Annotated in this window: 20 protein-coding genes; 7 read left to right on the top strand and 13 right to left on the bottom strand. The window is 62.2% G+C overall.

What is annotated here, in order from left to right; genetic code table 11:
* Positions 1–5 precede the first annotated feature (5 nt).
* The 5 genes from ACFWHB_RS04160 to arcB all read right to left on the bottom strand — a co-directional run bounded on the left by ACFWHB_RS04160 (position 6) and on the right by arcB (position 9,818).
* Positions 6–1,217 carry an EAL domain-containing response regulator gene (locus ACFWHB_RS04160; protein WP_162520174.1) on the bottom strand — a complete coding sequence of 404 codons (1,212 nt, stop codon included), beginning with the start codon at positions 1,215–1,217 and terminating at the stop codon, positions 6–8.
* Positions 1,210–5,463 (bottom strand): transporter substrate-binding domain-containing protein, encoded by a 4,254-nt coding sequence (locus ACFWHB_RS04155; RefSeq protein ID WP_395949516.1) that lies wholly within the window; start codon positions 5,461–5,463, stop codon positions 1,210–1,212. The genes ACFWHB_RS04160 and ACFWHB_RS04155 overlap by 8 nt, the downstream gene beginning before the upstream one ends.
* Before the next feature lie 143 nt (positions 5,464–5,606).
* Positions 5,607–5,810 (bottom strand): hypothetical protein, encoded by a 204-nt coding sequence (locus ACFWHB_RS04150; RefSeq protein WP_106885912.1) that lies wholly within the window; start codon positions 5,808–5,810, stop codon positions 5,607–5,609.
* Positions 5,811–6,101: 291 nt separating this feature from the next.
* Positions 6,102–7,472 (bottom strand): dGTPase, encoded by a 1,371-nt coding sequence (gene dgt / locus ACFWHB_RS04145; protein ID WP_395949515.1) that lies wholly within the window; start codon positions 7,470–7,472, stop codon positions 6,102–6,104.
* Positions 7,473–7,505: 33 nt separating this feature from the next.
* Complete coding sequence (gene arcB, locus ACFWHB_RS04140; protein WP_163149603.1) at positions 7,506–9,818, bottom strand: aerobic respiration two-component sensor histidine kinase ArcB; 2,313 nt, start codon at positions 9,816–9,818, stop codon at positions 7,506–7,508.
* Between the two features lie 201 nt (positions 9,819–10,019).
* On the opposite strand from arcB, the gene ACFWHB_RS04135 reads away from it, so the two are divergent.
* Entirely contained in the window at positions 10,020–11,018 is a 999-nt protein-coding gene (locus ACFWHB_RS04135; RefSeq protein ID WP_163138083.1) for a DUF2860 family protein, read from the top strand.
* A gap of 69 nt (positions 11,019–11,087) precedes the next feature.
* Here the strand turns inward: ACFWHB_RS04135 and ACFWHB_RS04130 are convergent, their stop codons facing one another.
* From ACFWHB_RS04130 to ACFWHB_RS04115, 4 genes are all read right to left on the bottom strand, one after another.
* Entirely contained in the window at positions 11,088–11,786 is a 699-nt protein-coding gene (locus tag ACFWHB_RS04130; RefSeq protein WP_163149599.1) for a DUF3334 family protein, read from the bottom strand.
* Between the two features lie 118 nt (positions 11,787–11,904).
* Complete coding sequence (locus tag ACFWHB_RS04125) at positions 11,905–12,351, bottom strand: HIT domain-containing protein (protein ID WP_393936199.1); 447 nt, start codon at positions 12,349–12,351, stop codon at positions 11,905–11,907.
* 70 nt (positions 12,352–12,421) lie between these two features.
* The gene (locus tag ACFWHB_RS04120; RefSeq protein ID WP_395949514.1) at positions 12,422–13,060 is read right to left on the bottom strand and encodes a DUF2057 domain-containing protein; all 639 of its coding nucleotides are present in this window, start codon (positions 13,058–13,060) and stop codon (positions 12,422–12,424) included.
* 69 nt (positions 13,061–13,129) lie between these two features.
* Entirely contained in the window at positions 13,130–14,029 is a 900-nt protein-coding gene (locus ACFWHB_RS04115) for a LysR family transcriptional regulator (RefSeq protein ID WP_395949513.1), read from the bottom strand.
* Between the two features lie 98 nt (positions 14,030–14,127).
* Here ACFWHB_RS04115 and ACFWHB_RS04110 point away from each other — a divergent pair, with 98 nt between their 5' ends.
* Entirely contained in the window at positions 14,128–14,730 is a 603-nt protein-coding gene (locus ACFWHB_RS04110) for a short chain dehydrogenase (RefSeq protein ID WP_395949512.1), read from the top strand.
* 129 nt (positions 14,731–14,859) lie between these two features.
* Here the strand turns inward: ACFWHB_RS04110 and ACFWHB_RS04105 are convergent, their stop codons facing one another.
* From ACFWHB_RS04105 to dapA, 3 genes are all read right to left on the bottom strand, one after another.
* Positions 14,860–15,963 carry a phosphoribosylaminoimidazolesuccinocarboxamide synthase gene (locus tag ACFWHB_RS04105; protein WP_395949511.1) on the bottom strand — a complete coding sequence of 368 codons (1,104 nt, stop codon included), beginning with the start codon at positions 15,961–15,963 and terminating at the stop codon, positions 14,860–14,862.
* A 169-nt stretch (positions 15,964–16,132) separates the two neighbouring features.
* Positions 16,133–17,257 carry an outer membrane protein assembly factor BamC gene (bamC, locus tag ACFWHB_RS04100; RefSeq protein ID WP_395949510.1) on the bottom strand — a complete coding sequence of 375 codons (1,125 nt, stop codon included), beginning with the start codon at positions 17,255–17,257 and terminating at the stop codon, positions 16,133–16,135.
* Positions 17,250–18,137 carry a 4-hydroxy-tetrahydrodipicolinate synthase gene (gene dapA / locus ACFWHB_RS04095; RefSeq protein WP_163149587.1) on the bottom strand — a complete coding sequence of 296 codons (888 nt, stop codon included), beginning with the start codon at positions 18,135–18,137 and terminating at the stop codon, positions 17,250–17,252. Before dapA ends, bamC begins: the two co-directional genes overlap by 8 nt.
* 199 nt (positions 18,138–18,336) lie before the next feature.
* Here dapA and ACFWHB_RS04090 point away from each other — a divergent pair, with 199 nt between their 5' ends.
* The 3 genes from ACFWHB_RS04090 (at position 18,337) to ACFWHB_RS04080 (ending at position 20,077) form a co-directional block, all read left to right on the top strand.
* Positions 18,337–18,870 (top strand): glycine cleavage system protein R, encoded by a 534-nt coding sequence (locus ACFWHB_RS04090; RefSeq protein ID WP_025328154.1) that lies wholly within the window; start codon positions 18,337–18,339, stop codon positions 18,868–18,870.
* A 23-nt stretch (positions 18,871–18,893) separates the two neighbouring features.
* Positions 18,894–19,358 (top strand): thioredoxin-dependent thiol peroxidase, encoded by a 465-nt coding sequence (gene bcp, locus ACFWHB_RS04085; protein ID WP_106885901.1) that lies wholly within the window; start codon positions 18,894–18,896, stop codon positions 19,356–19,358.
* A 218-nt stretch (positions 19,359–19,576) separates the two neighbouring features.
* A complete protein-coding gene (locus ACFWHB_RS04080) occupies positions 19,577–20,077 on the top strand; it encodes a YfbU family protein (protein ID WP_005323826.1) in 501 nt (166 codons plus the stop codon).
* A 45-nt stretch (positions 20,078–20,122) separates the two neighbouring features.
* On the opposite strand, the gene yfbV is transcribed toward ACFWHB_RS04080, so the two are convergent.
* On the bottom strand, positions 20,123–20,563 hold the full coding sequence (gene yfbV / locus ACFWHB_RS04075) for a terminus macrodomain insulation protein YfbV (protein ID WP_025328157.1): 441 nt from the start codon (positions 20,561–20,563) through the stop codon (positions 20,123–20,125).
* 302 nt (positions 20,564–20,865) lie between these two features.
* Here yfbV and ACFWHB_RS04070 point away from each other — a divergent pair, with 302 nt between their 5' ends.
* Both ACFWHB_RS04070 and pta read left to right on the top strand, forming a co-directional pair.
* Positions 20,866–22,068, top strand: coding sequence for an acetate kinase (locus ACFWHB_RS04070; RefSeq protein ID WP_025328158.1), 1,203 nt, complete (start codon positions 20,866–20,868; stop codon positions 22,066–22,068).
* Positions 22,069–22,138: 70 nt separating this feature from the next.
* Entirely contained in the window at positions 22,139–24,292 is a 2,154-nt protein-coding gene (gene pta, locus ACFWHB_RS04065; RefSeq protein ID WP_106885900.1) for a phosphate acetyltransferase, read from the top strand.
* Positions 24,293–24,659 lie beyond the last annotated feature (367 nt).

Raw genomic sequence — 24,659 nt, 5'->3', positions numbered from 1 at the left:
CTTGATTAGCGCCCGATCAATGCGGGCAATCGTTCGCGCCAGGTGTCATGCCAGACGAGCAACTCCTCGCGTGGCATGGGGCGTGCGGAGAAGAACCCCTGGCATTGATCGCACCCCAGCCTGGCCAGCAGCAGCCAGGTGGCCTCGTCCTCGACCCCCTCTGCCACCGATTTTAACCCCAACTTGCGCGCCAGTTCGATACTGGATTCGATAATGGCGAGGCGGGAGGGATCTTCATAGCAGCGATCGACGAAGGATCTGTCCAGCTTCAGCTCGGTGAACGGCAGCAGGGCGAGCTGCTGCATGGAGGAGTAGCCGGTGCCGAAGTCGTCGATGGAGAGGCCGAAGCCGTGCATCCGCAAGCGGGTCAGCACCTCCAGCGACTTGCCGAGATCCTTGACGAAGGCGCTCTCTGTCACCTCCAGGGTGATGAGCTCGGGGTTGATGCTCCAGCGCTGGCAGTGATTGAGCAGGGTATTGCACAGATCCCCCTCGATAAGCGAGGTGGTGGAGAGGTTCATCGAGAGGTTGAGGGAGAGCCCCGTCTTCTCCCACAGGTGGCCGTCGCGCAGTGACTTGCCGATGATCACCTCGGTCAGCGGATCCATGAGCCCGTTGTGCTCCGCCAGCGGGATGAAGCGGGCCGGCGAGATGAGCCCATACTCGGGGTGCTGCCAGCGGGCGAGCGCCTCCATGCCGACCCACTGACCGTTTTCAAAACTCACCTTGGGTTGATACCAGGGCAGCAGCTGGTCCTGCTCCAGGGCCCGGCACAGCTCATCCAGACTCAGACTGTGGCCGTCCTCCTCCTGGCTGCGCGCCTGCTGGGGCTGCCAGGCGCCGATCAACTGGGCTATCTGCTGATGACTGGCGGGTTTGTCGATGCGCCCCAGCACCTGCAGGCCGTAGGCGCGGCTCATGCGCAGCACGGCGTCGACCACATCGTCTTCCAGTGCGCTGCACAGCACTATGCCGCCGCGAAAGCCACCCAGGGAGAGGCGGCGCAGCAGAGCCATGCCATCCATGCCCGGCATCCGCAGATCGCAGAACAGGATGTCGACCTGATGGTGCTGACACTGGGTCAGCGCCTCCTCTCCGTCCTGGGCTTCCAGCAGGTTGCCGTAGCCAAGCCCGCGGATCTGGTGCATCAGGGCCTTGCGCTGGAAGTTGTGATCCTCCACCACCATGATCACCAACTCATGCCGTGCACTATTCATCGAGCCATAACTCCATTTCACCTCTGATAGAGTCCATCAATGCCTGTACCGTCTGGCCCAGCTCGTCGAGTCTGTCCAGTTGCTTCAACCTGGCCGCCGCCTCAAGCTGGGCGGCCTCGGTCGCCAGGGCCTGCTGCCCGACCATGCGGGCGGCCCCCTTGATGCGATGCGCCGTCTCCACCAGCGCCTGGGTATCCTGTCTGGCCAGCGCCAGCATCATGTCATCGCCATCCTGCCGGTTGGCCTCCAGATACTCCCTCCCCATGCTGCGCGCCACCGCCTCGTCCCCGAACAGGGTCAACCAGCTTATTCCCGGTGCCTGAACCTCTGCTTGCCGGGGAGCCATTGTCTCTTGTTGCGGGCTGGCCGCCGGTAGCCAGCGAACCAGGGTTTGGCGCAGGGTTTCCAGGCTGTAGGGCTTGAACAGCATGTCGTTCATGCCGGCCTCCAGCATCTGCTGGCTGGCCTCCTCCGAGGTGTCGGCGGTGACACCTATGATGGGCGCCTCGTCACCGGCCGCCCGCAGGGTGCGCGCCAGGGTATAGCCATCCATCACCGGCATGTGGCAGTCGGTGAGCAGCAGGGCGAACTCCTGCCCCTGCCAGGCGCGCAGCGCCTTCTCCCCATCATCAACCACCTCGGGGTCTATGCCGAGGATGGCGAGCTGGCGGGTCAGCAGCGCGCGGTTGACGGGATGATCGTCCGCCACCAGCACCCTGCCCCTGAGCCGCTCTCCCTGCATCTGCATCGGCTGGCTCGGCCGCTCGCTCGACAGCTGGCGACAGGTCTCCAGCAGCAGGTCCGGGTAGATGGGAGACTGGCCTATCCGCCACCAGGCGTCACTGCCCATGCGGCCACGCAATGCCTCATGGGGGGAGAGTACTATGCCCTTGAGGGAAGATTGCTGCAAATGCTGCAACCAGCCACTGCCAAGGGCCTGCTCCAGGCGGCTCTCCTGCGCCAGCAGGTAGCCCTCAAGGGGATGACGCCACTGATCTGCGGTCAGGGGGTGAAGTGTGGCGCCGAGTTGCTCCATCACGGCTTGCAGTACCTCGTCCTCACCGAACCACCACCAGCTCTGCCCTGCCAGCGGCGGGGCATCCCACCGACACTCGGCCAGGGGAATGGCGAAGGTCACAGTGGTGCCTACCCCCCCCTCGCTCTCCAGCACCAGGCTACCCCCCATCTTCAGGGTCAGCTGATGGCAGATGGCGAGCCCGAGTCCGGTGCCGCCGAAACGCCGGGTGATGTCGGACTCCACCTGCTTGAAGGGGGTGAACAGATTGACCTGCTTCTCCCGGGCTATGCCGATCCCCGTATCCCGCACCTTCAATGTCAGCCGATGGTCCTGATAGCCCACCTGGATGGCAATCTCCCCCGCCTCGGTGAACTTCACCGCGTTGTTGAGCAGATTGGAGATCACCTGACCCACCCGCACCGCGTCCATGCTGGCGTGATCCGGCACCTCAGGCCCCCACGCCAGCGTCACGTTGAGCCCCTTGCCATAGGCCAGGGTGGCATGACCCCGGATGACGTCGCAGATGACAGAGGTCAACCGGCAGGGATGGGGATTGAGTTGCAGCTGCCCTGCCTCCATCTTGGAGAAGTCCAGGATGTCGTTCACCAGATAGAGCAGGTGATTGGTGGAGGTCGAGATGTTGCGCAGCATGTAACGCTGGTCGTCATCGAGGGAGCTCATCTGCAGCAGCTCCAGCATGCCGTGCATGCCGGAGATGGGGGTGCGCAACTCGTGGCTCATGGTGGCGAGGAACCGGCTGCGCACCTGGGTCGCGTCTTCCGCCACCCGTCTAGCCTCACGCAGCTCCAGCTCCTGGCGCTTGAGCTTGGTGATGTCCTGTACCACCCCGTTCAGGATGACCCCCTCCAGCCCCTCCTGTCGCACGAAGTGGCCCCGGATCTGCAGGTAGCCCGCTTGTCCCTGGCGCTTGATCTCCACCTCGAGATCCAGCGGCTGCATGGTCAGGGCATGGCGCTCCACCGCGGTCACGAAGTCATGCAGGGCTTGCCCCGTCAGCCCCAGAAGGCTGTCGTCGGCCTCCTCGGATCCCAGCATCTCCTTGAGCCCCTGGGAGGTGTAGAGGAAGTTGCCGTTGCCCGGCCCCAGCCAGTGATACTGATAGACCAGCCCCGGCATGCTGTCGGTGATCTGGGTCAGTCGGGTCTGCGCCTCCTGCGCCGCGGAACGCGCCTGCCTCAGCTCGGTGACGTCCGTCAGTACGGTCAGGATCCCGAGCCGCTTGCCGTCGGGGCCGACGAACAGCCGCTTGGTGTAGATCATCTGATGCTCGACTCCGTCGGCGAGCTGGATCTCGCCGCGGCCGTGAAGCTCCTCGCCACTCTCCCAGACCCTGGCATCCTCCTCGATCACCCTGGCCCGAATGGCCTCCGGCAGCCGGTCCTTGAGCAAGCGCTCATAGGAGCCGTTCAGGTTCTCGCCCCCCAGGAACATCTGCCGATATGCCAGGTTGGTCATCGCGATTTCATAGTGCTCATTGGTCAGCACCACCTGGTTGGGCAGGGCGTCCAGCATCATCTGGACAAACACCAGCTGCTCTTCGAGCCGGCGCTCCGCCTCCCGCCGCTGACTGATCTGGCGACGCAGAGTCCGGTTCCAGCCCACGAACAGCAGCAGGAAGAGCAGAAAAATCCCCCCGCCCAGGGAGGACCAGAGCAGCACTTTACGCGGATCCAACCCCGTCTGTATGGTCAGGGAGAGCCACTTCTTCTCCAGGGCGACCAGCTCCGCCGGGGGGATTGAAAGCAGCACCTTGGTCAGGATCTGCTGCAACATGGGATCATGCAGGTGGGCCGCCATGGCGATGGGAACCCGCAACTCGCTGCCGGAGAAGACTACCTGATAGCGATCGCTGAAGCCCCGCTGCAACGACTGCTCCAGGGTGGTCATGCTCATCAGCAAATAGTCCACCTTCTGCTGATCCAAAAGCGGCAGCAGCTCGGGATCGCTTGCGACCGTCACGGCCTCGGCCCCCACCTCGCTCAGCAGGGATTTCTCCACCGAGCCCCCCACCATGCCCACCCTGTACCCTTTCAACTCCCTGGGACTGGTCAGCTCCGCCATGCCATGCCTGCCCACTATCACTCGATTCAAAGAGACGTAATTGGGCGTGAAGCGGGCAAACTGCTGGCGCTCCATGGTCGGGGTCATGGCCGGGATGACATCCAGCTTGCGAGCCTGGAACAGCTCGAGTGTCTGGGCCCAGTTCCTGGTCTGCACCAGGGTGAACTGCAGGCCGGCGCGCTGGTTCAACATCGCCAGCAGATCGGCAACCAGCCCCTTGAGCCGGCCCTTGTCGTCGATCTCGCTCATCCCGGGCCAGTCCGGGGCGACCCCATACTTGAGCACAGGGTGCTGCTGCAGCCACGCCTGCTCCGGCGCGCTGAAGACGACCTCCTTGCTGCCCTTCACCAGCTCATAGTCAACTATGCCCCCCGCCTCCAGGATGCGGCGACGCTCGCCGGGCGAGATGTCATCCAGCGCCCGCTCGAGCAGCTCCTGCAGCGGCTCGTTGCCCGGCGCCACCGCCATGGCGAGGGAGGTATCCTTCATCCAGTCCACTGTGGTGACCGCCATGCCCGCCATGGCCTGCAGGCGGCTCAACATGGGCAGCTCGGCCAGATAGGCGTCCGCCTTCCCCTCCTTGAGCATGAAGATCGCCTCATCCCGGCTGTCCACCGTCACCAGGTTCGAGATGCCAAGGCGCAGCAGCTCATCGCAGGCGCTGACACCGAAGACGCAGACCCAGCGCACCCCGTAGGCCTCCTCCAGGGAGAGGTTCTCCCGCCCTCCGGTCAACAGGACGGCGCGGGGCAGCGCCATCAGCTCTGAGGTAAACAGCATCTGCAGCTTGCGGATCGGGCTGGGGGCCACGCCGATCACCATGTCAATCTTGCCGTCCAGCAACGCCTGCTGGACCGCCGTATTGTTGGCATAGGTGCGATAACGCAGCTCGAGACCCAGGCTGCCCGCAATCTGCGAGGCAAAGGCATCCAGGGGGCCGGTGAAGTTTCCCCGGCCATCGGTATAGATATAGGGGGGCCAGGCCGTCGCCGGCATGCCGACCACCAGCTCATCGTGGGTAAAGAGCCATTGCTGCCCGGAGGGCGCGAAGGCGCTCCTGTCCAGCAGCGTCTCGACCGCTGTCACCCCCTGGCTACAGCAGGCCAGCCAGCACAACAGGATGAGGCGATAGCAGCGGCAAAGCATAGTTAACTCCCGTATGGATAGGAGGGGGATCATAATGTGTCTGGCTAAATGTGCGACAACAAAATTGAGATAATGCTCATCAGGAAAGAAAAATGGCAGGCCGAGGCCTGCCATCCAGGAGTCGGGGGCCGGAGCCCCTCGCCTCAGGTTATTCGATTCCCGAGTCGGAAACCGGTTTGAAACTCCCGCTCACGGAGGTGGGCGACCTGCACATTGTGCCCTTCCAGCCCGATGTCTTTGAGCAGGGCGGGAGAGAGATGCAGATAGCTGACGCGACGTTCCAGCCGGGTGATCCGTTTTTGAACCAGGGTTTCGACGCGGCGCAGCAGGGCGAGTTCGATAGACATAATATTCTCCAGTTGAACGTGCGGTTCTCCCGGAGAGAGGCATCACCCTGCGGGACAACCGCGGGTGATGAAAAAGCAGGTGTTACCTGTTCCCTCCACGCGGTAAATAAAGAGCACGAGTCTTCGCGCTGCCATTGCAGCGATCGAACGCAACGTTGAACATGGAATGTTGCATGATCGTCTCCTTACCGTGTGAAAGTTGAACAAGTTGCCACAGTCTAAAAAAACACCGAATTTTACGCAATATCTCCCCCACCCATATGGGTGGAATGCGGCCAGAACCGGCCCCGGTCAAATCCCGGACAACAGCCTGAACTCCTCAAGCGCATAGGTATCCGTCATGCCGCTGACATAGTCGAGCAGCAGCCGCACCCTGTAGTACCACTCCTGCTCGGCGCCATTGTCAAAGCGCGGATCCCGGCTGGCCACCGCCAGCCGGTAGGCCTTGAGGTGGCGGGCCGACAACCGGTGGAACAACCGCCAGGCGAAGAAAAGCTCGCTCCCGCCGTTACCGGCCAGCAGCCGCTCGAATTGAGCGGCCGGCAGTGCCAGCAGGCAGGCGTAGGTGGAGAGCACACCGCGCAGGGCGGCATAGCCTTCCAGCTCCAGTGCCTCGACCTCGGGGCGCATGAATACCTGCTCGCGGGCCACCTGCTTGAGGGTGTCGAGCACCTGCGCCGCCGGGGCCTGACCGTGCAGCAGCGCCCTGGGGTAGGCGCCGCTCAGTATGGCCTCGTGATCGCTCACATAGGTGTGGGCCGCGAGCGCCACCAGATCCCGAGTCAGGTGCTGACGAAAATGGGGGAAGAAGCCCCGCTCCGAGGCCAGCGCCTCCTCGAGCAAGGTGGCCATGTAGTCTCCCTCATCGGCACTGCGCAGCGCCGCCAGCAGCTCCCCCTGGGTGAGGATGCGCCTGTCCACCGCGTCCTCCAGATCGGCGATGCAGTAGGAGATGTCGTCCGCCGCCTCCATGATGTAGACCAGCGGATGCCGGCATCCCGGCGCCAGCCCCAGACTCTGGCCGAGGGCGCGGTAGAGCGGTTGCTCGCTGAAGAAGATGCCGCGCTTGCTGGTCCAGCCATGGTGCTGGCCATAGCCCTGGGGACTGTGCAGCAGGGGCTGCTGCGGGTATTTGCACAGGGCCGCCAGCTGGCCCAGGGTGAGGTTCATCTCGTGCAGGCTGTGCACCAGCCGCAGGCTCTGGGCATTGCCGTCAAACACCAGCAGGTCCTGGCGCAACTCGGCCCACTGCGGGCTCGGCAGTTGTTCATGGGCGCTGGCGAACAGCTCATCCAGCGACTGTGCCAGCCACTGGCTCATCACCTGCTCGCCGAAGTGGCCGAACGGCGGGTTGCCGACGTCGTGCAGCAGGCAGGCCATCTCCACCAGATTGATGAAAGCCCCTTCGCAGACGGTGCCCGCCGGCAGGGCCGCCAGGATGCGCCGGCTGATCTGGCGACCCGTCTCCTGCACCTCCAGGGAGTGAGTGAGGCGGCTGCGCACCGAGGCCTTCACATCCAGCGGGAAGACCTGGGTCTTTTGCTGCAACCGGCGCACCGGCGCCGCCTGTACTATGCGAGCACGATCCTGCTCGGTCGCCTCCAGCAGCTCCTCGCTGCCCCAGGGGTGAATGCGCGCCGGGGTAATCAGACTGTCATACATGGTGCGGCTCCTTGCCTGCGACGTCCGTCAGGTTCACGACAACAACCAGCGCCGCAAGCGGGCGATGTCGCCGGGATATTCACGGCGCAGTGTCTCAATCCAGTCCTCCACGTTCTCCCACCAGGCGGGGTGATCCGGGCTCTGGATCAGCTGGGCCGTCTGCTGCAGACGGCGCAGGCCGATGGAGCCCGCCGCCCCTTTTATCTTGTGCGCCTCCTCCACCACACCGGCCTGATCCTTGGCAATCATGTTGGAGTCCAGCACCGCCATGTAGTCCGGCATCATCTTCTCGAACAGATCGACGCTGGAGAGCAGCACCGGCTTGCCGACCGTGCTGGCGTAATCGGTGAGGAAGGGCAGGTCCAGCAGTGCATCCTGGTTGCCCGCGTCCGCCTGCTCATCGGCCTCGTCGTCCGCCAGATCCGCGAACAGGTGGCCTATCACCTCCCGCACCGCCTTGGAGCCGAGCGGCTTGTTGATCACATCCTGCATGCCGTGATCCCGATAGTACTGGCGATCGCCGGTGGCGTTGGCGGTGAGTGCCACCATGGGGGGCAGGCTGTCGCCGTAACGGGCAAGCAGCTGGGCCGCCACGTCGAAGCCGGTCATGTCCGGCAGCTGGATGTCCAGCAGTATGAGGTCGAAGTCATCCGGGTTGGCCATGGCCAGCGCCTGGGTGCCGTCCCGCGCCACCTGCACCTGATGGCCGAGCTTGTTCAGCAGAGCGCAGGCGACGGTGACGTTGAGCTCCACGTCCTCCACCAGCAGAATATCCAGGGAGGGCATCTCGGGCTCAGACGGGGTCGCCTGCGGCGCGACACAATCCACCTCCAGTTCGGCGGTGAAGCAGGAGCCTTCGCCCGGGTCGCTGTCCACATAGAGCTGACCACCCATGGCCTGCACCAGCTGGCGGGAGACGGCGAGGCCGATGCCGGTGCCGGTGGCGTGCTTCTTGCCCTGCACCTGATAGTACATGGCGAAGATCTTCTCCTGCTGGGCGCGGGGAATGCCGACCCCGGTATCTTCCACCTCGAAGTGCAGCGCCAGCTTGCCCGGTTCATCGGCGGCGTGGGCGAGACAGCGCACCGTCACCCCGCCCTCGTCGGTAAACTTGACCGCATTGCCCACCAGGTTCCACAGCACCTGACGCAGCCGGGTACCGTCCGCCATCACGAACTGCGGCATGTCGCCATCCCTGTCGAAATGCAGATAGAGCCCCTTCTGCTCCGCCTGGATGCGCGACAGCATCTCCAGCTCGTCGAGGAAGGCGGGCAGATCCATGGGGGCAGGCGCTATCTCGAGGCGGCGGCGATCGAGTTTGTCCAGATCGATGATGTCATTGAAGATGTTGCCCAGGGTCACCGCACTCAGGTGGATGGTCTTGAGCTGCTGCTGCCGCTTGGCATCGAGGGGGGTGTCCATCAGCATGCGGCTCAGCCCCACTATGCCGTTGAGCGGGGTGCGCAGCTCGTGGCTGATGGTGGAGATGAAGGTGGTCTTGTCCCGGCTCGCCTTCTCCAGCTTGTCCTGATACTGCTTGCGCTCCGTGATGTCGCGGCCAAAGCCGAGCAGGCCGAGCCGCTTGCCGAACCTGTCGAAGAAGGGCACCTTGCGCAGCTCGAAGTAGGCCTTGCGGCCATCGGGGTACTCCAGCCACTGCTCATAGGTGAGGGGCTCGTTGCTGGCAAAGACCTGCTTGTCGGTCTCCACCACCTTGTTGGCTATCTCCTGCTTGTAGACATCAAACGGGGTCAGCCCGATGAGCTCGGCCTCCACCTTGCCGGTGAGCTCCTCCATGGCGCGGTTGCAGCCGGAGAACTGCTCGTCCTCGTTGCGGTAGTAGACCAGATCCGGGGAGCAGTCGATGAAGGAGCGCAGCAGCGCAGTACGCTCCCCCAGGTGCAGCTGGGCCTTCTCCCGCTGGAACACCTCGTTCTCCAGATCCTCTATGGCTTGCTGGCGCAGGGTCTCGGCCCTGTTGGTCTCGGCTATCTGGGCATTGAGGCGGCTGATGTTCTCCTGCAACTGGCTGTTGAGCTCGAGGTCGCGCTCGCGCATGTCCTGCAGCTTGCGCACCATGCGGGTCAGCCGCTGGCGGGAGTCTTCCAGCTGATCCACGACTATGGAGAGGAAATAGACGGCCCAGGGGGTCACCAGCAGGCCGAAGAAGACAGAGCGCACCAGGTCGACTATGTCCACAGTGCCGCGCAGAAACAGGGTCACCCCCATCTGGATGGAGACCGCCAGCACTATGATGGCGGTCGCCAGGAACATGCTGAAGCGCACCAGTCCCAGCTTGGTCATCAGGTCGACATAGTATTGCGCCCAGGATTTGATTTGCTTCATCTCGTTGTTTTCTCCCCGTTATTGCGCAAACAGAATACCAGTACGGCGCCCTGAACTCTTGCCCCTTGCGCCTTAAATTATTGATTAACGTCACACTCCGACTGGGGTAGCATTCCCGCCTGAGTCAGTCAGCTCCGGTTCAGCAAAGGATCCCGAGCCGCACTGCCACCCTTGTCATCCCCTGTGTCAGGAGCACACCCCATGCGCAATCATGTCCTGTTGAGTCTTGGTCTGCTAGCCGCCAATGCCGCCCACGCCGATCTTGGCGAGATCCCCAGAGAGTCCGGCTGGTCCGGTTTCCTGCTCGGCGGGGTCAATGTCGTCAGCTACGAGTCCAACTTCTACGCCGGCGATGACAACCACAGTCGAATCAACGACCTCGGCTCTCCCGACAGCGAGAGCGGCCTGACGCCGCTTATCAACGCCGACATCCGCTACACCTTCGCCGACACCCGCACCCAGGTGTTCCTCGGCAACCTGATCCAGGATGCGGTGCGCTTCGACTTCACCCAGCAGCTGGGCCTGCGCCAGGAGATGGGCGACAAGGGCATAGTGGCCACCTCCCTGGTGTTCAACGCCATGCCGGTGGAGCTGTGGAGCGATCCCTTCGCCACCGGGGTAGATCGCAGCGCCACCGACGTGAAGTCGAAGGGAGTGCGCTTTGCCTGGGACAAGATCTGGGGCAGCAACTTCTACGGCACCCTCACCACCCGGGAAGTGGATCTGGACGAGGAGCGCAGCGGTCAGCAGTATGACCAGACCCACGGCACCCAGTATGCCGCCATGCTGGATCGCAACGGCAAGGTGCACGACATGGCGCTCTCCTACCAGTTCCACTTCGGCGGCAACCAGTTGCTGGAGCCGGCGATCCTCTACAAGCAGGCCAGGCTGGATGGCAGTGCCGAGAGCTTCGACAACACAGGGTTGCAGCTGACTTACGCCAAGCGGGGCCCGCAATGGTCCATCGTCAGCAACCTCTATGCCGGCAAGCGCAAGTATGACGAGGCAAATCCCCTGTTCGGCCAGCGTGCCGATGCAGACGAGTTTGCCATCAACGGCACCTTCTTCTGGCATAACCTGTTCGGGGTCAAGGCCCTGGCCGCGACCTTCACCGCAGCCTACTCAGGCGCCGACTCCGACATCGACTTCTACGATACCCAGGCCACCCGCTTCAGCACCGGCCTGCTGTACAACTTCTAAGCCGAACCCTGTCGGAAACAGCGAGGCCACCCCAGGGGTGGCCTCGCTCTTTTTCGCTTCCTGACGGCGTCAGATGCCGAGGGAATCCAGCAGATCGTCGTGCTCGTTGCTCGCAGGCGCGACCGCCGGGGCCGGCTTGGTCGCCGCCAGCTTGGTCTGGGCGATCAGCGCATCGGGGTCAATCTCCTCCTGATCCCTGCCCTCGTTGTGCAGCCGAATGAACTCGGTGCCGTCCATCGCCAGCTCCAGATAGAAGATGTTGTTGCTGGCAGTGAAGAAGGTGACCCTGCGGGTCTCGGGATTGTCGAGGTTGGTATCCACGCTCAGCATCACCTGCTTGTTCAGGGCCAGCATCTTGGGCTGGTTCTGAGTGATGTGGGTCTGCAGCTCGCGCCCCACCTTGCCGGTGAAGCTGCCGAGGATCTGGTTCATCAGCTCGCCCATGACGTTGCTCACCTCGTCCGAGGTGTGGGAGATGGCGAGATCCTCCTTGGAGAGCCCCATGCTGAGCATGTAGCTCTGGTAGAGCTCCATGGCCGCGGCGGCGGAGAAGTTGATCACCACCAGCCCGGAGAAGCCGCCATCAAACAGCACGAAGCAGCCGATATCCGGCTTGAGGCAGGTCTTGCTGATCCGCTGCACCATGCCGGAGAAGCGCACCTGGGTCTGGGTCGCCGCGCTCAGGACGCCCGTGACCGAATTGCACAGGCTCAGCAGCACGTCCTCTGTCGTCAATACGGCATCATCCTCGGATCTTGTTACTATCATGGAACCTTCCTGCTGATCGAAAAAATAGGCTTGTCTGTCTCACCGCCCATGTCATCACGCGCGCGTCCGATACGCTAACAGATTGCGTGATCCCGGTGCTGAAACCGCGAGCCGCCTCTCACTTGACCGTATTGTCAGTCAGAAACGGCTGAAATCCACCCAGAGTGGCCAACCGGGCTCGCCAGTTATCGGCCTGCTGTCGCAAATCTTGTGCCTGATAGGGAATGGCAGGGTGTGCACCCCAGATGGGACCGGGCCAGGCGGCATCGGTGCTGAAGCGGGCGACATGGTGCAGGTGCAGCTGGGGCACCAGGTTGCCAAGCGCCGCCACGTTGATCTTGTCCGGATTGAGCGCGTGCTCCATCAGGGTGGCGACGGCGCAGGACTCCTGCATCAGCTGTTGCTGCTGCTCGGGGAGGAGATGGTGGATTTCCCGCAGCCCGGCGACCCTGGGCACCAGGATGAGCCAGGGATACTGGCTGTCTTTGGCCAGCAGCACGCGGCAAAGTGGGAGATCCCCGAGTATCTGGGTATCCGCCTGCAGGCGGGGATGCAATTCAAACATGGGGCCTCGCTGGTCAACATGGGCACATCAGGAGATGAGTGTGCCCACGTTACTGCAACGGGGGGCAAACTTAAAGCCGGGGCACGGCCCAACCGATGAAGCGCTTGCGAAGTTCGGGGTCCGCCTGCAGGAAGAGCTGCTGCAACTGCCCCTCCAGCTCGCTGGCAGGTACTGAAGGGGCCTGGGCCGCCGTCGCCGCTGCCGTGGTCGCCACGGCGCCGGTCGCCAGCACCGCCTTGCCCGTGCCGCGGTTGTACTCTTGCAGCCTGGCGTGCCAGTCCATGCCGATCTGCATGCCGTTGACCACCAGGGCCTCCTGTTGCGCCTTCAGGGGCTTGTCCCCCGCCAGCAGGCTCACGACCGGCGCCTTGGCGTAGCGCTCCATGCCTTTCTCATCGCTGGGCACCGCGGCCTGCAGGCGCACCGACTGTCCGCGGGCCTCATAGCGGATCACCTGGGGCTCGGAGCGGATCTGGCGATCGTTGTCGCTGCTGTTGCGACTCGGGATCACCCCCTCATAGCGCACCAGCAACTGCTGCGCCCCGTCGGCCAGCACCCCATGCTGCTCGTCCTGCACCTTGCCGTCGCTCACCGCCAGGATCTGGAAATCCCCGGGTACTTCGACCCTGACCTCGGCCTGCACCGAGCTGACACACGACAAGCCGGCACACAGCAACATGACCCCAACCCAACCCTGATGACCCTTCATTCCCTGTCTCTCTCTGCTCGCTATGATGGGCGCAGGCTAGCAGCCAAAGATGACAGAAAAATAACGGGCTCAGAGCAGATAGTGGGGCCGCTCGGCAAACCACTGGGACAGCACCTGCTTGAACAGCCGTATCTTGCGCGGCACCCAGCGCTGCTGGGCATGGAGCACGTGGAGCGGGTGCAGGGCCGTCTGCCAGTCCGTCAGCACCGCCACCAGCTCGCCCCTGGCCAGACTCGTCTCCACCAGCATCAGCGGGCACTTGGCAAACCCCATGCCCGAGCGGGCCAGTTGCAGCACAGTGCTGTAGTGATTGGCCCGCATCTTGCCCTGCACCAGGATGTGGGCCTCTTCCCCTGTCTTGCGAAAATGCCACTGCTCCCAGGCCGGGTTGTGCCCCTGGAGCAGGCAGGGGCGCCCTCCCAGCTCATAGGGGGTGGCGGGGACCCCCTCCCGGGCCAGCAGGGCTGGGCTCGCCACCACCACGTCTTTCAGCTGCCCGAGGGGCAGCGCCACCAGGTTGTCCGGCACCTGATCCATGGCGCGCAGGGCGATGTCATTCTCCCCCTGGCTCATGTCGATCATGGCGTTGGTGAAGTTGAGCTCCACCTCGACCCCGGGGCAGATCTCGGCGAAGCGCGCCAGCAGCTCGCTCACCATGCGATCGCCGGTACTGACCGGGCAGGTGAAGCGCAGGCGACCACTGTCCTCCTCGGTCAGGGCCTGGATGTCCTGCTCCGCCTGCCGTGCCAGCGCGGCTATCTGACCCGCCTGCACATAGAGGGTCCTGCCCGCCTCGGTCAGGCTGAGGCGACGGGTGGTGCGCTGCAACAGTTGCGCATTGAGGGCGGACTCCAGGGCGCTGACGTGGCGGCTCAGCATCCCCTTGCTCACCCCCAATGCATCGGCGGCGGCGGAGAAACTGCCCCGCTGCACCACCTCGTAGAAACTGCTCAGATGGGCGATGTCCATCCATTAGCTCCAATATGGAAACAATGGGTTCATCTTAAGCGCTTTTTCTCCTTTTTCATCCAGCTATCATCAACACATCCCCATCAGGAGTGACCAAGATGAAAATTGTGATTGTGGGTGCCTCCGGCACCATAGGTTCCGCCGTCAGCGAGTTGCTTGCCAGAGACCAGGAGGTGATCCGGGTCGGCCACAGCCGAGGGGATGCCACCGTCGACATGACGGATGGCGCCTCCATCGCCGCCCTGTTTGCGGGCATAGGCCGGTTCGATGCCCTGGTGGTCGCCAGCGGCAGCGTCGCCTTCAACGCCCTGACCGAGATGACGGACGAGCAGTGGCAACTGGGGCTCCAAAGCAAGCTGATGGGCCAGATCAACCTGACCCGGGCCGCCATTCCCTATCTCAACGACAAGGGATCCATCACCCTCATCAGCGGCATACTGAGCGAGGAGCCCATCCACTGGGGGGTCAGTGCAACCACCATCAACGGCGCCATAGAGCACTTCGTGAAGGGGGCCGCCTGCGAACTGCCGAGGGGCCTGCGCATCAACGTGGTGAGCCCGACCGTGCTGGAGGAGTCCATGGGCAAATACGCCGACTTCTTCCCGGGCTTCGTGCCTGTGCCCGCCGCCAGGGTGGCGCAGGCTTACCAGAAGTCGGTGCTGGGGGTACAGACCGGCCAGATCTTCAGGGTCAATGGCTGAGGCCGCCGCCTCCCACTGCCAGACGCCAATAAAAACGGGCCCCAGTCATGGGGCCCGCCTGTTTGTCGGCTTGTTGCCTTCACCACCGGCAAACGTTTGTGCGCCGGAGGCAAAAAAAGGCGGTCAGCCTCAGTCGATCAGACCGTACTGCTCGCGCAGCACCTCGATGATCTCCTGCTTGGGATTGGCACTGCGCACCAGCTTGTGACCTATGACCTTCTCGGCGATCCCCACGTAGGTATGGGAGATGTCCATCATCACCTCGGTGGGCAGCTTGTTGTCCCGGGCCAGGGCGAAGCGTTCCGGCATGCGGTTCTTGTTGAGCAGGATGTCCGGATCCGGGAAGTGGTTCAGCAGCCACTGGCGGAAGCCCTCTTTGGACTTCTCGACGATCTCGCCATTGCGCAGGGCGGCGCCGTCCCAGATGCGGGAGCTGTCGGGGGTACCCACTTCGTCCATGTAGATGAGCTTCTCGCGACCGGCGGCATCCTGGACATAGCCAAACTCGAACTTGGTGTCGACGAAGATCTGATCCAGCGCGGCCAGAGCCTCGCTGATGACGTTGAAACCGTCCTTGAGCAGGGCTTCATAGCTGTCTATGTCCGCAGGGGAGCGGAAGCCGAAGGCATTATGGTGGCGCTCTATGTCGGCACGGGAGACGTTGACGTCGTCCGCTTCCGGCACGCCGTCCAGCCCTTTCAGCACACCCTTGGTGGAGGGGGTGATAAGGATCTCGGGCAGCTTCTGATCCTTCTTCAGCCCTTCCGGCAGGGTGATGCCGCAGAATTCCCGCTCACCGTCCTTGTAGGCACGCCACATGGAGCCGGTGATGTACTGGCGGGCGATGGCTTCAATCATCACGGGGCGGGCTTTTTGCACTATCCAGACGAAGGGGTGTGGGATATCCAGGATGTGGCTGTCCGCCAGTCCCTTCTCCTTGAACAGCTTGAACCAGTGGCTGGAGATGGCATTGAGTGCAGCCCCCTTGCCCGGCACGCCGTTCAAGCCATCCACACCCTGCCAGATGCAGTCGAAGGCCGAGATGCGGTCGCTGATCACCATGAGGGCGAGCGGCGTATCCGCGGGCACATCATAGCCTTTCTCTCTTATGAGCCGGGCACTGTCTGCGGGGGTCAACCAGTAGACGCTGCGCACTTTGCCGGAATGGACAGGTTTATCGGTACGGATCGGCAAATCGTCATTCACCGCCAATACTTGATCTGCAAGACTCATGGCTAATAACACTTCCTGTTGTGGGACTGACAAGACAGGCGCATCAGGCTCCTGTCTACGAGGGATTCATTCAGCTAAACAGCGCTAGGCCCCTCTGCCGGGGCAGGCTCCCAGGAGGGCCCTTGGCGCGGACTCCGCATAACAAAACAGGGGCACCAGGCCCCTGTTTCTATTCTGCTTTAGCGGCCTGATCGGCCACGCCTTTGGCAAAGGCCTCGGACAGGCTGATATACATCTGGGAGATGACACCGGATGCGACCGGCTTCTTGTCCTTGTCGAACAGGGTGATGGAGGTCTTGCCTCCGGCCATCTCGCCCAGCTGGAAGCGATACTGGTCTTCCTCCAGCTTGAACGGCTCGGCCCCCTTGGCCTGCCAGAACTCGGCATTAGGCTCGTCATACTCGACGTCGATCCAGCCCAGGGACTGCTGGGTGTCCTTGATGGTGAAACCGTAGGCCGGCAACACCTGATTGAGACGGCGCCAGACCTGCTCGAAGGAACCATCGGCGATCCAGGCACTCAGCTCGTTGTTGTCCAGACCCAGCTCCAGGCCCATGCCATCGGTGGACTTGTGCTGTTCGCGGGCCTTGAGCTGCTTGTCGTAGTAGAGGGAGAACTGGTTCAGCGCCCGGGTCGCATAACGTTGGGCATCGGCCGGGGTCAGCACTGTGCTGGTCTCGCCGTCTATGGTCTCTTCATGATCCAGCACCCGTACCGACATGTTGACGGCGTGACGCTGCAGGTCGTTGCTGAGGGTGAACTGGTAGCGTTGACGGATGCGGAAGTCTTCGTCCTCCTCCGCCCAGCCATCGAGGGCGGCGGAGTTGTCAAACCAGCCGGTCTGCAACACGCCGGCCTGCTGATCCAGCTTCTCTGTGGTGACCTTGTGCTGGGCCAGGAAGTTCATCAGGAAGGCCCAGGTATCGCGCTCCACGCTCTGGCTGGTGCTCAGAGCATAGAAGGCCAGAGTAGGCTCGCCGGCCTTGGCCACCACCTGACTGCCAGGGACCACCGTCAGCAGCTGGGCTGGCGGACGCACGTCCACCTTGGCGCCGATGGCACCTTCGCGGCTGCTCTCCGGCAGGGCCGGAATGTCGAAATTACTGTTAAAGGCGGGGGTACTCAACCCGGCGGGCACGAGGAAGGCGCGACCTTCGAGGCGGCTCTCTTCATACTCGAAGCCACGGTTGGCCATCTTGCGATCCTGGGGTGAGCTACAGGCTGCCAACACGGCAACAGTCGCGACACTCAGCACCAGGCGCACTGCATTTCCCTTTCCATTTGCTTTAAACACTCGCCATCAACTCCGCAGTCGTCAGTGCTCGCGCCATCGCCTGTTCCCCCTCGGGGGTGAGGTCGGTCAGCGGCAGGCGCAAGGTCGCCGTCGCCATCAATCCCAGTCGGGCACAGGCCCACTTCACCGGGATGGGACTCGGTTCGCAGAACAGAGTCTGATGCAACGGCATCAATCGATTGTTGATGTCATGAGCCTGCCCGGCATCACCGGCCAGCGCAGCACGACACATGTCGGCCATCTGGGGCGCCGCAATATTGGTGGTGACCGAAATGACGCCATCGCCCCCTTGCAGCATAAAATCACATCCGCTGGCATCATCGCCACTATAAAGCGCGAAATCCGGCCCGCACAACTCGCGCAGCAGCGGGGTGCGGCTCAAATCACCCGTCGCCTCTTTCAAACCGATAATGCCGGGAACCTTGGCCAGACGAGCCACGGTCTCCGGTTTGAGATCGCAACAGGTGCGACCGGGCACATTATAGAGAATTTGAGGCAGACCACTAGCCTCGGCGATCGCACAATAGTGACGATAGAGACCTTCCTGGGTGGGTTTGTTGTAATAAGGGGTCACCGAGAGGCCCGCCACCACGCCGGTTTGGGCGAAACGCCGGGAGAGGTCGATGGCGTGGGCAGTGCTGTTGGAGCCGCAACCTGCGATGACCGGAATGCGACCGGCGGCGAACTCGACGGTCTTTTCCACGACGGCGATATGTTCCTGCTCGCTCAGGGTGACCGACTCTCCCGTGGTGCCCACCGCGACTATGGCACTGGTGCCGGCACCGACATGATACTCCACCAGGGCTGCCAGACTGGTCCAATCGATGTCACCCGAGGCCAGCATGGGGGTAACGAGCGCAACAATACTACCGCGTAACATGGATATTTCTCCCGATTTTCAGGGGCGTAATGGTAAAGCTGCCCCTTTTGAAAAACAAGGGAGGCAAGGGAGAAGCCGTGTTACCATCCGCCACAAAACGTATGGATGCACGAGGGCAGGAGAGGGCCCGGAGCAGGGCGTCATGCCCATCAGGCGCTCGCTCTCACCGCATTCGCAATAAATGGACGAGAGACGATTTATGACTCACTACCTGGTCGTAACGGCCATCGGCACGGACAGGCCTGGCATCGTCAATGAGGTTACCCGTCACGTCAGTGGCTGCGGTTGCAACATTGTCGACAGCCGTCTTGGCATCTTCGGTAACGAATTCACTTTCATCATGCTGTTGTCCGGTGACTGGAACAGCCTGATGCAGCTTGAGATAAGCCTCCCCCTGCGCAGCCAGGAGTGGGATCTCATCACCATGATGAAGCGCACCGAGCGCCACCACTCCCTGCAATATGACATCAGCGCCAGCGCCGAGGTGCTGATCCGGGATCAGCCGGGCATCGTAAGCCAGTGCACCCAGTTCTTCAGCGATCACGGCTGGGACATCCAGGCCATGCAGACCGTCACCCTCGAGCAGCAACCCTTCAACCTGCTCAAGGCCAATTTCCAGCTCAATCAGGCCAAGCAGGGCGAGGCGGCCGACTCGAAAACGGCCTTCGCCGATTTCTGTCGTGAACTGGGTGCCGAGTCATTCGAGTTCATCGTCAATCACAAATACGCCTGACGGCGTTTATCCGAGGAGACCCCATGCAACCACTACAAGTTGGTACTCAGGCCCCCGATTTTTCCCTCTCCGATCAGGATGGTCAGCAGGTCAGTCTGTCCTCCCTGCGGGGCAAGAAGGTGCTCATCTATTTCTATCCCAAGGCGATGACCCCGGGCTGCACCACCCAGGCCTGCGGCCTGCGGGACGTCAATGCCGAACTGGCCGCTCTCAACGTGGTCGTGCTCGGCATCAGCCCGGATCCGGCCAAGCGCCTGAAGAAGTTCGAGGAGCGCGACAGCCTGAACTTCCGGCTGCTGGCCGATGAGGATCACGCCGTGGCCGATGCCTTTGGCGTCTGGGGCCCGAAGAAGTTCATGGGCAAGGAGTACGATGGCATCCATCGGCTGAGCTTCCTCATCGATGAGGAGGGCAAGGTGGCCCATCGCTTCGACAAGTTCAAGACCAGCGATCACCATCAGGTGGTGCTCGACCTCGTCAAGGGCTGACCCCCGCCAGTCCAGAGGCGACAACAGGGCCTGCAGATGCAGGCCCTGTTCATTTGCCCCCATTCTGCCACGCAAGCGCCGGGAATCTCCTGCCAAAAGCAGCGCCCCTATTGCGCCCTCCTCCCCGTTTTTCTCGCCAACCTCCCCTATCAGATCAAAAAATTCATCCTGGATATGGGTTAACGTGGCCCCAGATTCATTTTCCAGTGAGACAGCCCATGAACATGAGCCATACCGAACGCCTGATCCTGAGCAATCAGTACGAGATCCTGGCCAAACTCAACCCGGAGAAGGCGGCGTTTTACCAGCGGGCCAGCACCATAGTCGAGCGTGGCTACTGCCTGCAGATCCTCGAGCTGGAGAAGAGCTTCGGCCATCTGGATCTCGCCACCTGCCAGGAGGTACTGGACACCCTGGAACTGCACCATGCGCTGGCCATCTCCTGGGGCAACCTAGACGCAGGTACCCGGGCCGAGGTGAACGAGAGTCGCCTGGCCTTCAACGGCTACAGCCGCAGCCAGGAGCGGGAACTGGCGGATTATGTCTGCTTCCTGCTGGAGGTGGACAAGCGCTTCCCCGAGCTGCCCTGCCCCTGTGACGAGCTCTCCAGCGACATCGCCATGCGCGACAAGTACCAGCGCATGCTGGCGGCCTGGCGTCAGTGCCCCCGTCAGTACAAGCTCTCCATCCAGGAGATCAGCAAGGTACTGGCCGCCTGAATGTGAAAAAGGCGCCTGGTGGCGCCTTTTGCTCCCCTGCCGGGGCTATTCGTAGAGGAAGGATTTGTCCAGCTGCTTGAAGGCGGCGTTGAGGGTGTCGGCCAGCTCCTCGTAACGGGGTCGGGCCACCAGCTGACGATGACCGCCCTGCTCGTTCATCTTGCCGTTAATCTCCCTGTACCAGTTGGCGAGGGAGGGCGGGAGACGGGTATCGGCACGCTGGCCGAGCCAGTAATAGCCTTGCAGCGGCAGACTGAGCAGGAACAACACAGAGGCCATCACGGAGGGCCAGTAGTGCAACTCGCCGAACTGAAACTGCAGCATGACGCTGAGCACGGCGAGCGCCGGAATGACCCTGAGGGCGAACTCGGTGGCCTTGATCACCCGATTCTCCGGGAACATGGAATTAAGCTCGGGACGGCGCGGCCAAAGAGTCATATAATGACGGCCTTGCTGTAATTTAGTTCCAAAAATGTTCATGCTCATACTACCTCCGAGCTCTTTTTGAACGTATTAACGGCAAAACCTCGACAATATTTGAGAGGCAATAACAAAGGTTGAGGATGACTTTGTTATTTTTCAACAATCAGGTTATCCTTTGTACGCCCAATTTTTACGCCAGTGGTTTGCTGCTGGCCTGTCAGGGACGTCAGAATTCCGGGTCTTGTATCACTATACAAGGGGCAAGCAACAGATTGCCAACCCTCATAAGGATAAGTTGATAGTTTTTGGGCGCACCGCGTCCGGCGCATCCTCCAACCCAACCCAATCTGCGATAGGATTTATTCATGAGTAAGCTGGTTCTTGTTCTTAACTGTGGCAGCTCGTCCCTGAAGTTTGCTGTCATTGACGCAACCACCGGTGATGATCTGCTGTCCGGCCTGGCCGAGTGCTTCAACCTCGACGACGCCCGCATCAAGTGGAAGCTCAACGGCGAGAAGGGCAGTGCCGATCTGGGTGCCGGTGCCGCTCACCAGGAAGCACTGGACTACATCGTCCACAAGATCCTGCCGCTCAACCCTGAACTGTCCAAGAACCTGATTGCCATCGGCCACCGCGTGGTACACGGCGGCGAGCAATTCACTTCTTCCGTGCGGATCTGCAAAGACGTGATCGCCGGTATCGAAGCCGCTATTCCTTACGCTCCGCTGCACAACCCGGCTCACCTGATCGGCATCCGTGCCGCCCTCAAGGTCTTCCCTGAGCTGGCCGAGAAGAACGTCGCCGTGTTCGACACCGCCTTCCACCAGACCATGCCGGAAGAAGCCTTCCTGTACGCCCTGCCGTACAAGCTCTACAAAGAGAACGGCATCCGTCGCTACGGCGCCCACGGCACCAGCCACTACTACATCAGCCTGGAAGCCGCCAAGCAGCTGAACAAGCCGGTCGAAGAGCTGAACATCATCAACTGCCACCTGGGCAACGGCGGCTCCGTCTGCGCCATCAAGAACGGCAAATCCGTCGACACCTCCATGGGTCTGACCCCGCTGGAAGGCCTGGTGATGGGTACCCGTTCCGGTGACATCGATCCGGCTATCATCTTCTTCCTGCACGACAAGCTGGGCATGAGCGTCGCCGAGATCAACACCATGCTGACCAAGGAATCCGGCCTGCAGGGTCTGACCGAAGTCACCTCCGACTGCCGTTTCGTTGAAGACAACTACGACAGCAAGGAAGAAGCCAAGCGCGCCATGGACGTGTACTGCTACCGTCTGGCCAAGTACATCGGCGCTTACGCCGCCGCCATGGACGGTCGTCTGGATGCCGTGGTCTTCACCGGCGGCATCGGCGAGAACTCCGCCCCGATCCGTGAGATCACCCTGAACAAGCTGGGCCTGCTGGGCTTTGACGTCGACCACGACGCCAACCTGAAGGCACGCTTCGGCAAGGGTGGCGAGATCACCAAGGCTGGCTCCACCAAGGCCCTGGTTATCCCGACCAACGAAGAGTGGGTCATCGCCCACGACGCGCTGGAACTGGTCGGCGCATAAATTAGCTGTAGAGCAAGGCCGCCCCAGGGCGGCCTTTTCCTGATCCCAAAAAATGAACAAGGGGTAATAAGTGGCACGCACTATTATGCTCATCCCGGTCGGCACTGGTGTCGGCGTAACTTCCGTGAGCCTTGGCGTCGTTCGCGCCATGGAACGTCACGGTGTCAATGTCAGCTTCTTCAAACCGGTTGCCCAGCCGCGTCCGGGTGAAACCGGTACCGAGCGCTCCACCGCCGTGATCCGCGCCGCCGCCAACATCAACCCGCCCGAGCCGTTCGCCCTCTCCTATGCCGAGAACATGATCACCTCCAGCAACACAGATATCCTGCTGGAAGAGATAGTGGCTCGCTTCGAAGAGCATGTGAAGACCAGCGGTGCCGAAGTGGTGGTGATCGAAGGCCTGGTGCCGACCGACAAGCAGCCCTTTGCCAACAAGCTGAACTACGACGTCGCCAAGGCGCTGGACGCCGACATGGTGTTCGTGACCCATCCGGGCAATGACTCCAGCCAGAAGCTGAAAGAGCGCATCGAGCTGGCCTGCTCCAACTTCGGTGGCGTCAACAACCCGCGTATCGTGGGCTGCGTCATCAACAAGGTGGGTGCACCGGTTGACGAGCACGGCGTGACCCGCCCCGATCTGACCGAGATGTTCGAGGCCCATCACCACACCTCCGACACCGCCCACAACCTGGAAGTGCTGCAGGTGTTCGGCAAGAGCCCGCTGCGCATCCTCGGCTGCATCCCCTGGAACACCCAGCTGATCGCCCCGCGCGCCAAGGATCTCGCCAAGCACCTGGCCGCCAAGATCCTGCACAAGGGTGAGCTGGACAGCCGTCGCCTGCAGACCGTGACCTTCTGTGCCCGCTCCATCCACAACATGATCGAGCACTTCCGTCCGGGCAGCCTGCTGGTGACTTCAGGCGATCGCTCCGACGTCATCGTCTCCGCCTGCCTGTCCGCCATGAACGGCGTCAAGCTGGGTGCCCTGCTGCTGACCGGCAACTACCACCCTGAGCCGCAAGTCATCGCCCTGTGCCAACAGGCCATGGCCACCGGCCTGCCGATCATGATCACCGGCACCAACACCTGGCAGACCGCCGTCAGCCTGCAGAACTTCAACGTCGACATCCCGGAAGATGACCGCGAGCGTATCGAACTGGTGCAGGACTATGTGGCTGGCCACATCGACAAGCACTGGATCGAGTCTCTCTCTGCCAAGTCCACCCGCTCCCGTCGCCTGAGCCCGCCGGCGTTCCGCTATCAGCTGACCGAGCTGGCCCGTCAGGCCAACAAGCGCGTCGTGCTGCCGGAAGGGGAAGAGCCGCGGACCATCAAGGCTGCCGCCATCTGTGCCGAGCGTGGCATAGCCCGTCCGGTGCTGCTGGGCAACCCGGAAGAGATCCGTCGCGTCGCCGAACAGCAGGGTGTGGTACTGACCGATCGCGTCGAGATCATCGACCCGCTGGAAGTGCGCGAGCGCTATGTGCCGCGTCTGGTCGAGCTGCGCAAGAACAAGGGCATGACCGAAGTGGTCGCCCGCGAACAGCTGGAAGACAACGTGGTGCTGGGCACCATGATGCTGGAGCGTGGCGAAGTGGACGGTCTGGTCTCCGGCGCCGTGCACACCACAGCCAACACCATTCGTCCGCCGATGCAGATCATCAAGACGGCCCCGGGTTCGTCCCTGATCTCCTCCATCTTCTTCATGCTGCTGCCTGATCAGGTGCTGGTGTACGGTGACTGCGCCATCAACCCGGATCCGAGCGCCGAACAGCTGGCCGAGATCGCCATTCAGTCCGCCGACTCCGCTGCCGCCTTCGGCATAGAGCCGCGCGTCGCCATGATCTCCTACTCCACCGGTACCTCTGGCGCCGGCGCTGACGTAGAGAAAGTGCGTGAAGCGACCGAGCTGGCCAAGGCCAAGCGCCCCGACCTCATCATCGACGGCCCGCTGCAGTACGACGCGGCCATCATGGAGAACGTGGCCAAGTCCAAGGCACCGAACTCACCAGTCGCAGGTAAAGCGACTGTGTTCGTGTTCCCGGACCTGAACACCGGCAACACCACCTACAAGGCGGTACAGCGTTCCGCAGAACTGGTCTCCATCGGCCCCATGCTGCAAGGCATGCGCAAGCCGGTCAACGACCTGTCCCGTGGCGCCCTGGTAGACGACATCGTCTACACCATAGCCCTGACCGGTATCCAGGCAGCCCAGGCCGAGTAATATCGCCCAGCGCTGACCCTGTGAAAAACCCGCCGAGAGGCGGGTTTTTTTATGGCGGACAGGGATCTGTTGATCGGCGAGATCAAATCCGGATCCTCGCAGGATCCGCCGGACTGGCCGCGAACGCCTCCTGGCAAGGGGCCGGCGATAAGCAAACACTCACACCCGCGCAGGGGGATTGCACAATTGCGATCCAGTCAGGATCAAATCAGAATATCCCTTTAAGATCAGCTAACTAACGCCAGACACACCGCTAATCTACAGAGTTTTCCACAGCTTTTGTGGATAGTTTACCGATCATTTGAAAGAAAATGACAGCGCTAGCCAGCGCCCTCCTTCCCTTGCGTCCATGAAAAAGGGCTCCGAA

The organism is Aeromonas mytilicola subsp. aquatica (genome assembly GCF_044336385.1).
GTDB classification, from domain to species: Bacteria; Pseudomonadota; Gammaproteobacteria; order Enterobacterales; family Aeromonadaceae; genus Aeromonas; species Aeromonas rivipollensis.
Note: the sequence above shows the minus strand (reverse complement) of the source record. Positions and strands in the feature narration are given on the sequence as shown.

Bases quoted from the DNA above. Each gene is read 5' to 3' on its own strand.
- ACFWHB_RS04135 (WP_163138083.1), top strand. From the start codon at position 10,020: ATGCGCAATCATGTCCTGTTGAGTCTTGGTCTGCTAGCCGCCAATGCC.
- ACFWHB_RS04150 (WP_106885912.1), bottom strand. From the start codon at position 5,810: ATGTCTATCGAACTCGCCCTGCTGCGCCGCGTCGAAACCCTGGTTCAA.
- ACFWHB_RS04105 (WP_395949511.1), bottom strand. From the start codon at position 15,963: ATGAGTCTTGCAGATCAAGTATTGGCGGTGAATGACGATTTGCCGATC.
- arcB (WP_163149603.1), bottom strand. From the start codon at position 9,818: ATGAAGCAAATCAAATCCTGGGCGCAATACTATGTCGACCTGATGACC.
- ACFWHB_RS04125 (WP_393936199.1), bottom strand. From the start codon at position 12,351: ATGTTTGAATTGCATCCCCGCCTGCAGGCGGATACCCAGATACTCGGG.
- ACFWHB_RS04070 (WP_025328158.1), top strand. From the start codon at position 20,866: ATGAGTAAGCTGGTTCTTGTTCTTAACTGTGGCAGCTCGTCCCTGAAG.
- ACFWHB_RS04110 (WP_395949512.1), top strand. From the start codon at position 14,128: ATGAAAATTGTGATTGTGGGTGCCTCCGGCACCATAGGTTCCGCCGTC.
- dapA (WP_163149587.1), bottom strand. From the start codon at position 18,137: ATGTTACGCGGTAGTATTGTTGCGCTCGTTACCCCCATGCTGGCCTCG.
- ACFWHB_RS04080 (WP_005323826.1), top strand. From the start codon at position 19,577: ATGAACATGAGCCATACCGAACGCCTGATCCTGAGCAATCAGTACGAG.
- bcp (WP_106885901.1), top strand. From the start codon at position 18,894: ATGCAACCACTACAAGTTGGTACTCAGGCCCCCGATTTTTCCCTCTCC.
- dgt (WP_395949515.1), bottom strand. From the start codon at position 7,472: ATGTATGACAGTCTGATTACCCCGGCGCGCATTCACCCCTGGGGCAGC.
- ACFWHB_RS04155 (WP_395949516.1), bottom strand. From the start codon at position 5,463: ATGCTTTGCCGCTGCTATCGCCTCATCCTGTTGTGCTGGCTGGCCTGC.
- yfbV (WP_025328157.1), bottom strand. From the start codon at position 20,563: ATGAGCATGAACATTTTTGGAACTAAATTACAGCAAGGCCGTCATTAT.
- ACFWHB_RS04115 (WP_395949513.1), bottom strand. From the start codon at position 14,029: ATGGACATCGCCCATCTGAGCAGTTTCTACGAGGTGGTGCAGCGGGGC.
- ACFWHB_RS04130 (WP_163149599.1), bottom strand. From the start codon at position 11,786: ATGATAGTAACAAGATCCGAGGATGATGCCGTATTGACGACAGAGGAC.
- ACFWHB_RS04120 (WP_395949514.1), bottom strand. From the start codon at position 13,060: ATGAAGGGTCATCAGGGTTGGGTTGGGGTCATGTTGCTGTGTGCCGGC.
- ACFWHB_RS04160 (WP_162520174.1), bottom strand. From the start codon at position 1,217: ATGAATAGTGCACGGCATGAGTTGGTGATCATGGTGGTGGAGGATCAC.
- ACFWHB_RS04090 (WP_025328154.1), top strand. From the start codon at position 18,337: ATGACTCACTACCTGGTCGTAACGGCCATCGGCACGGACAGGCCTGGC.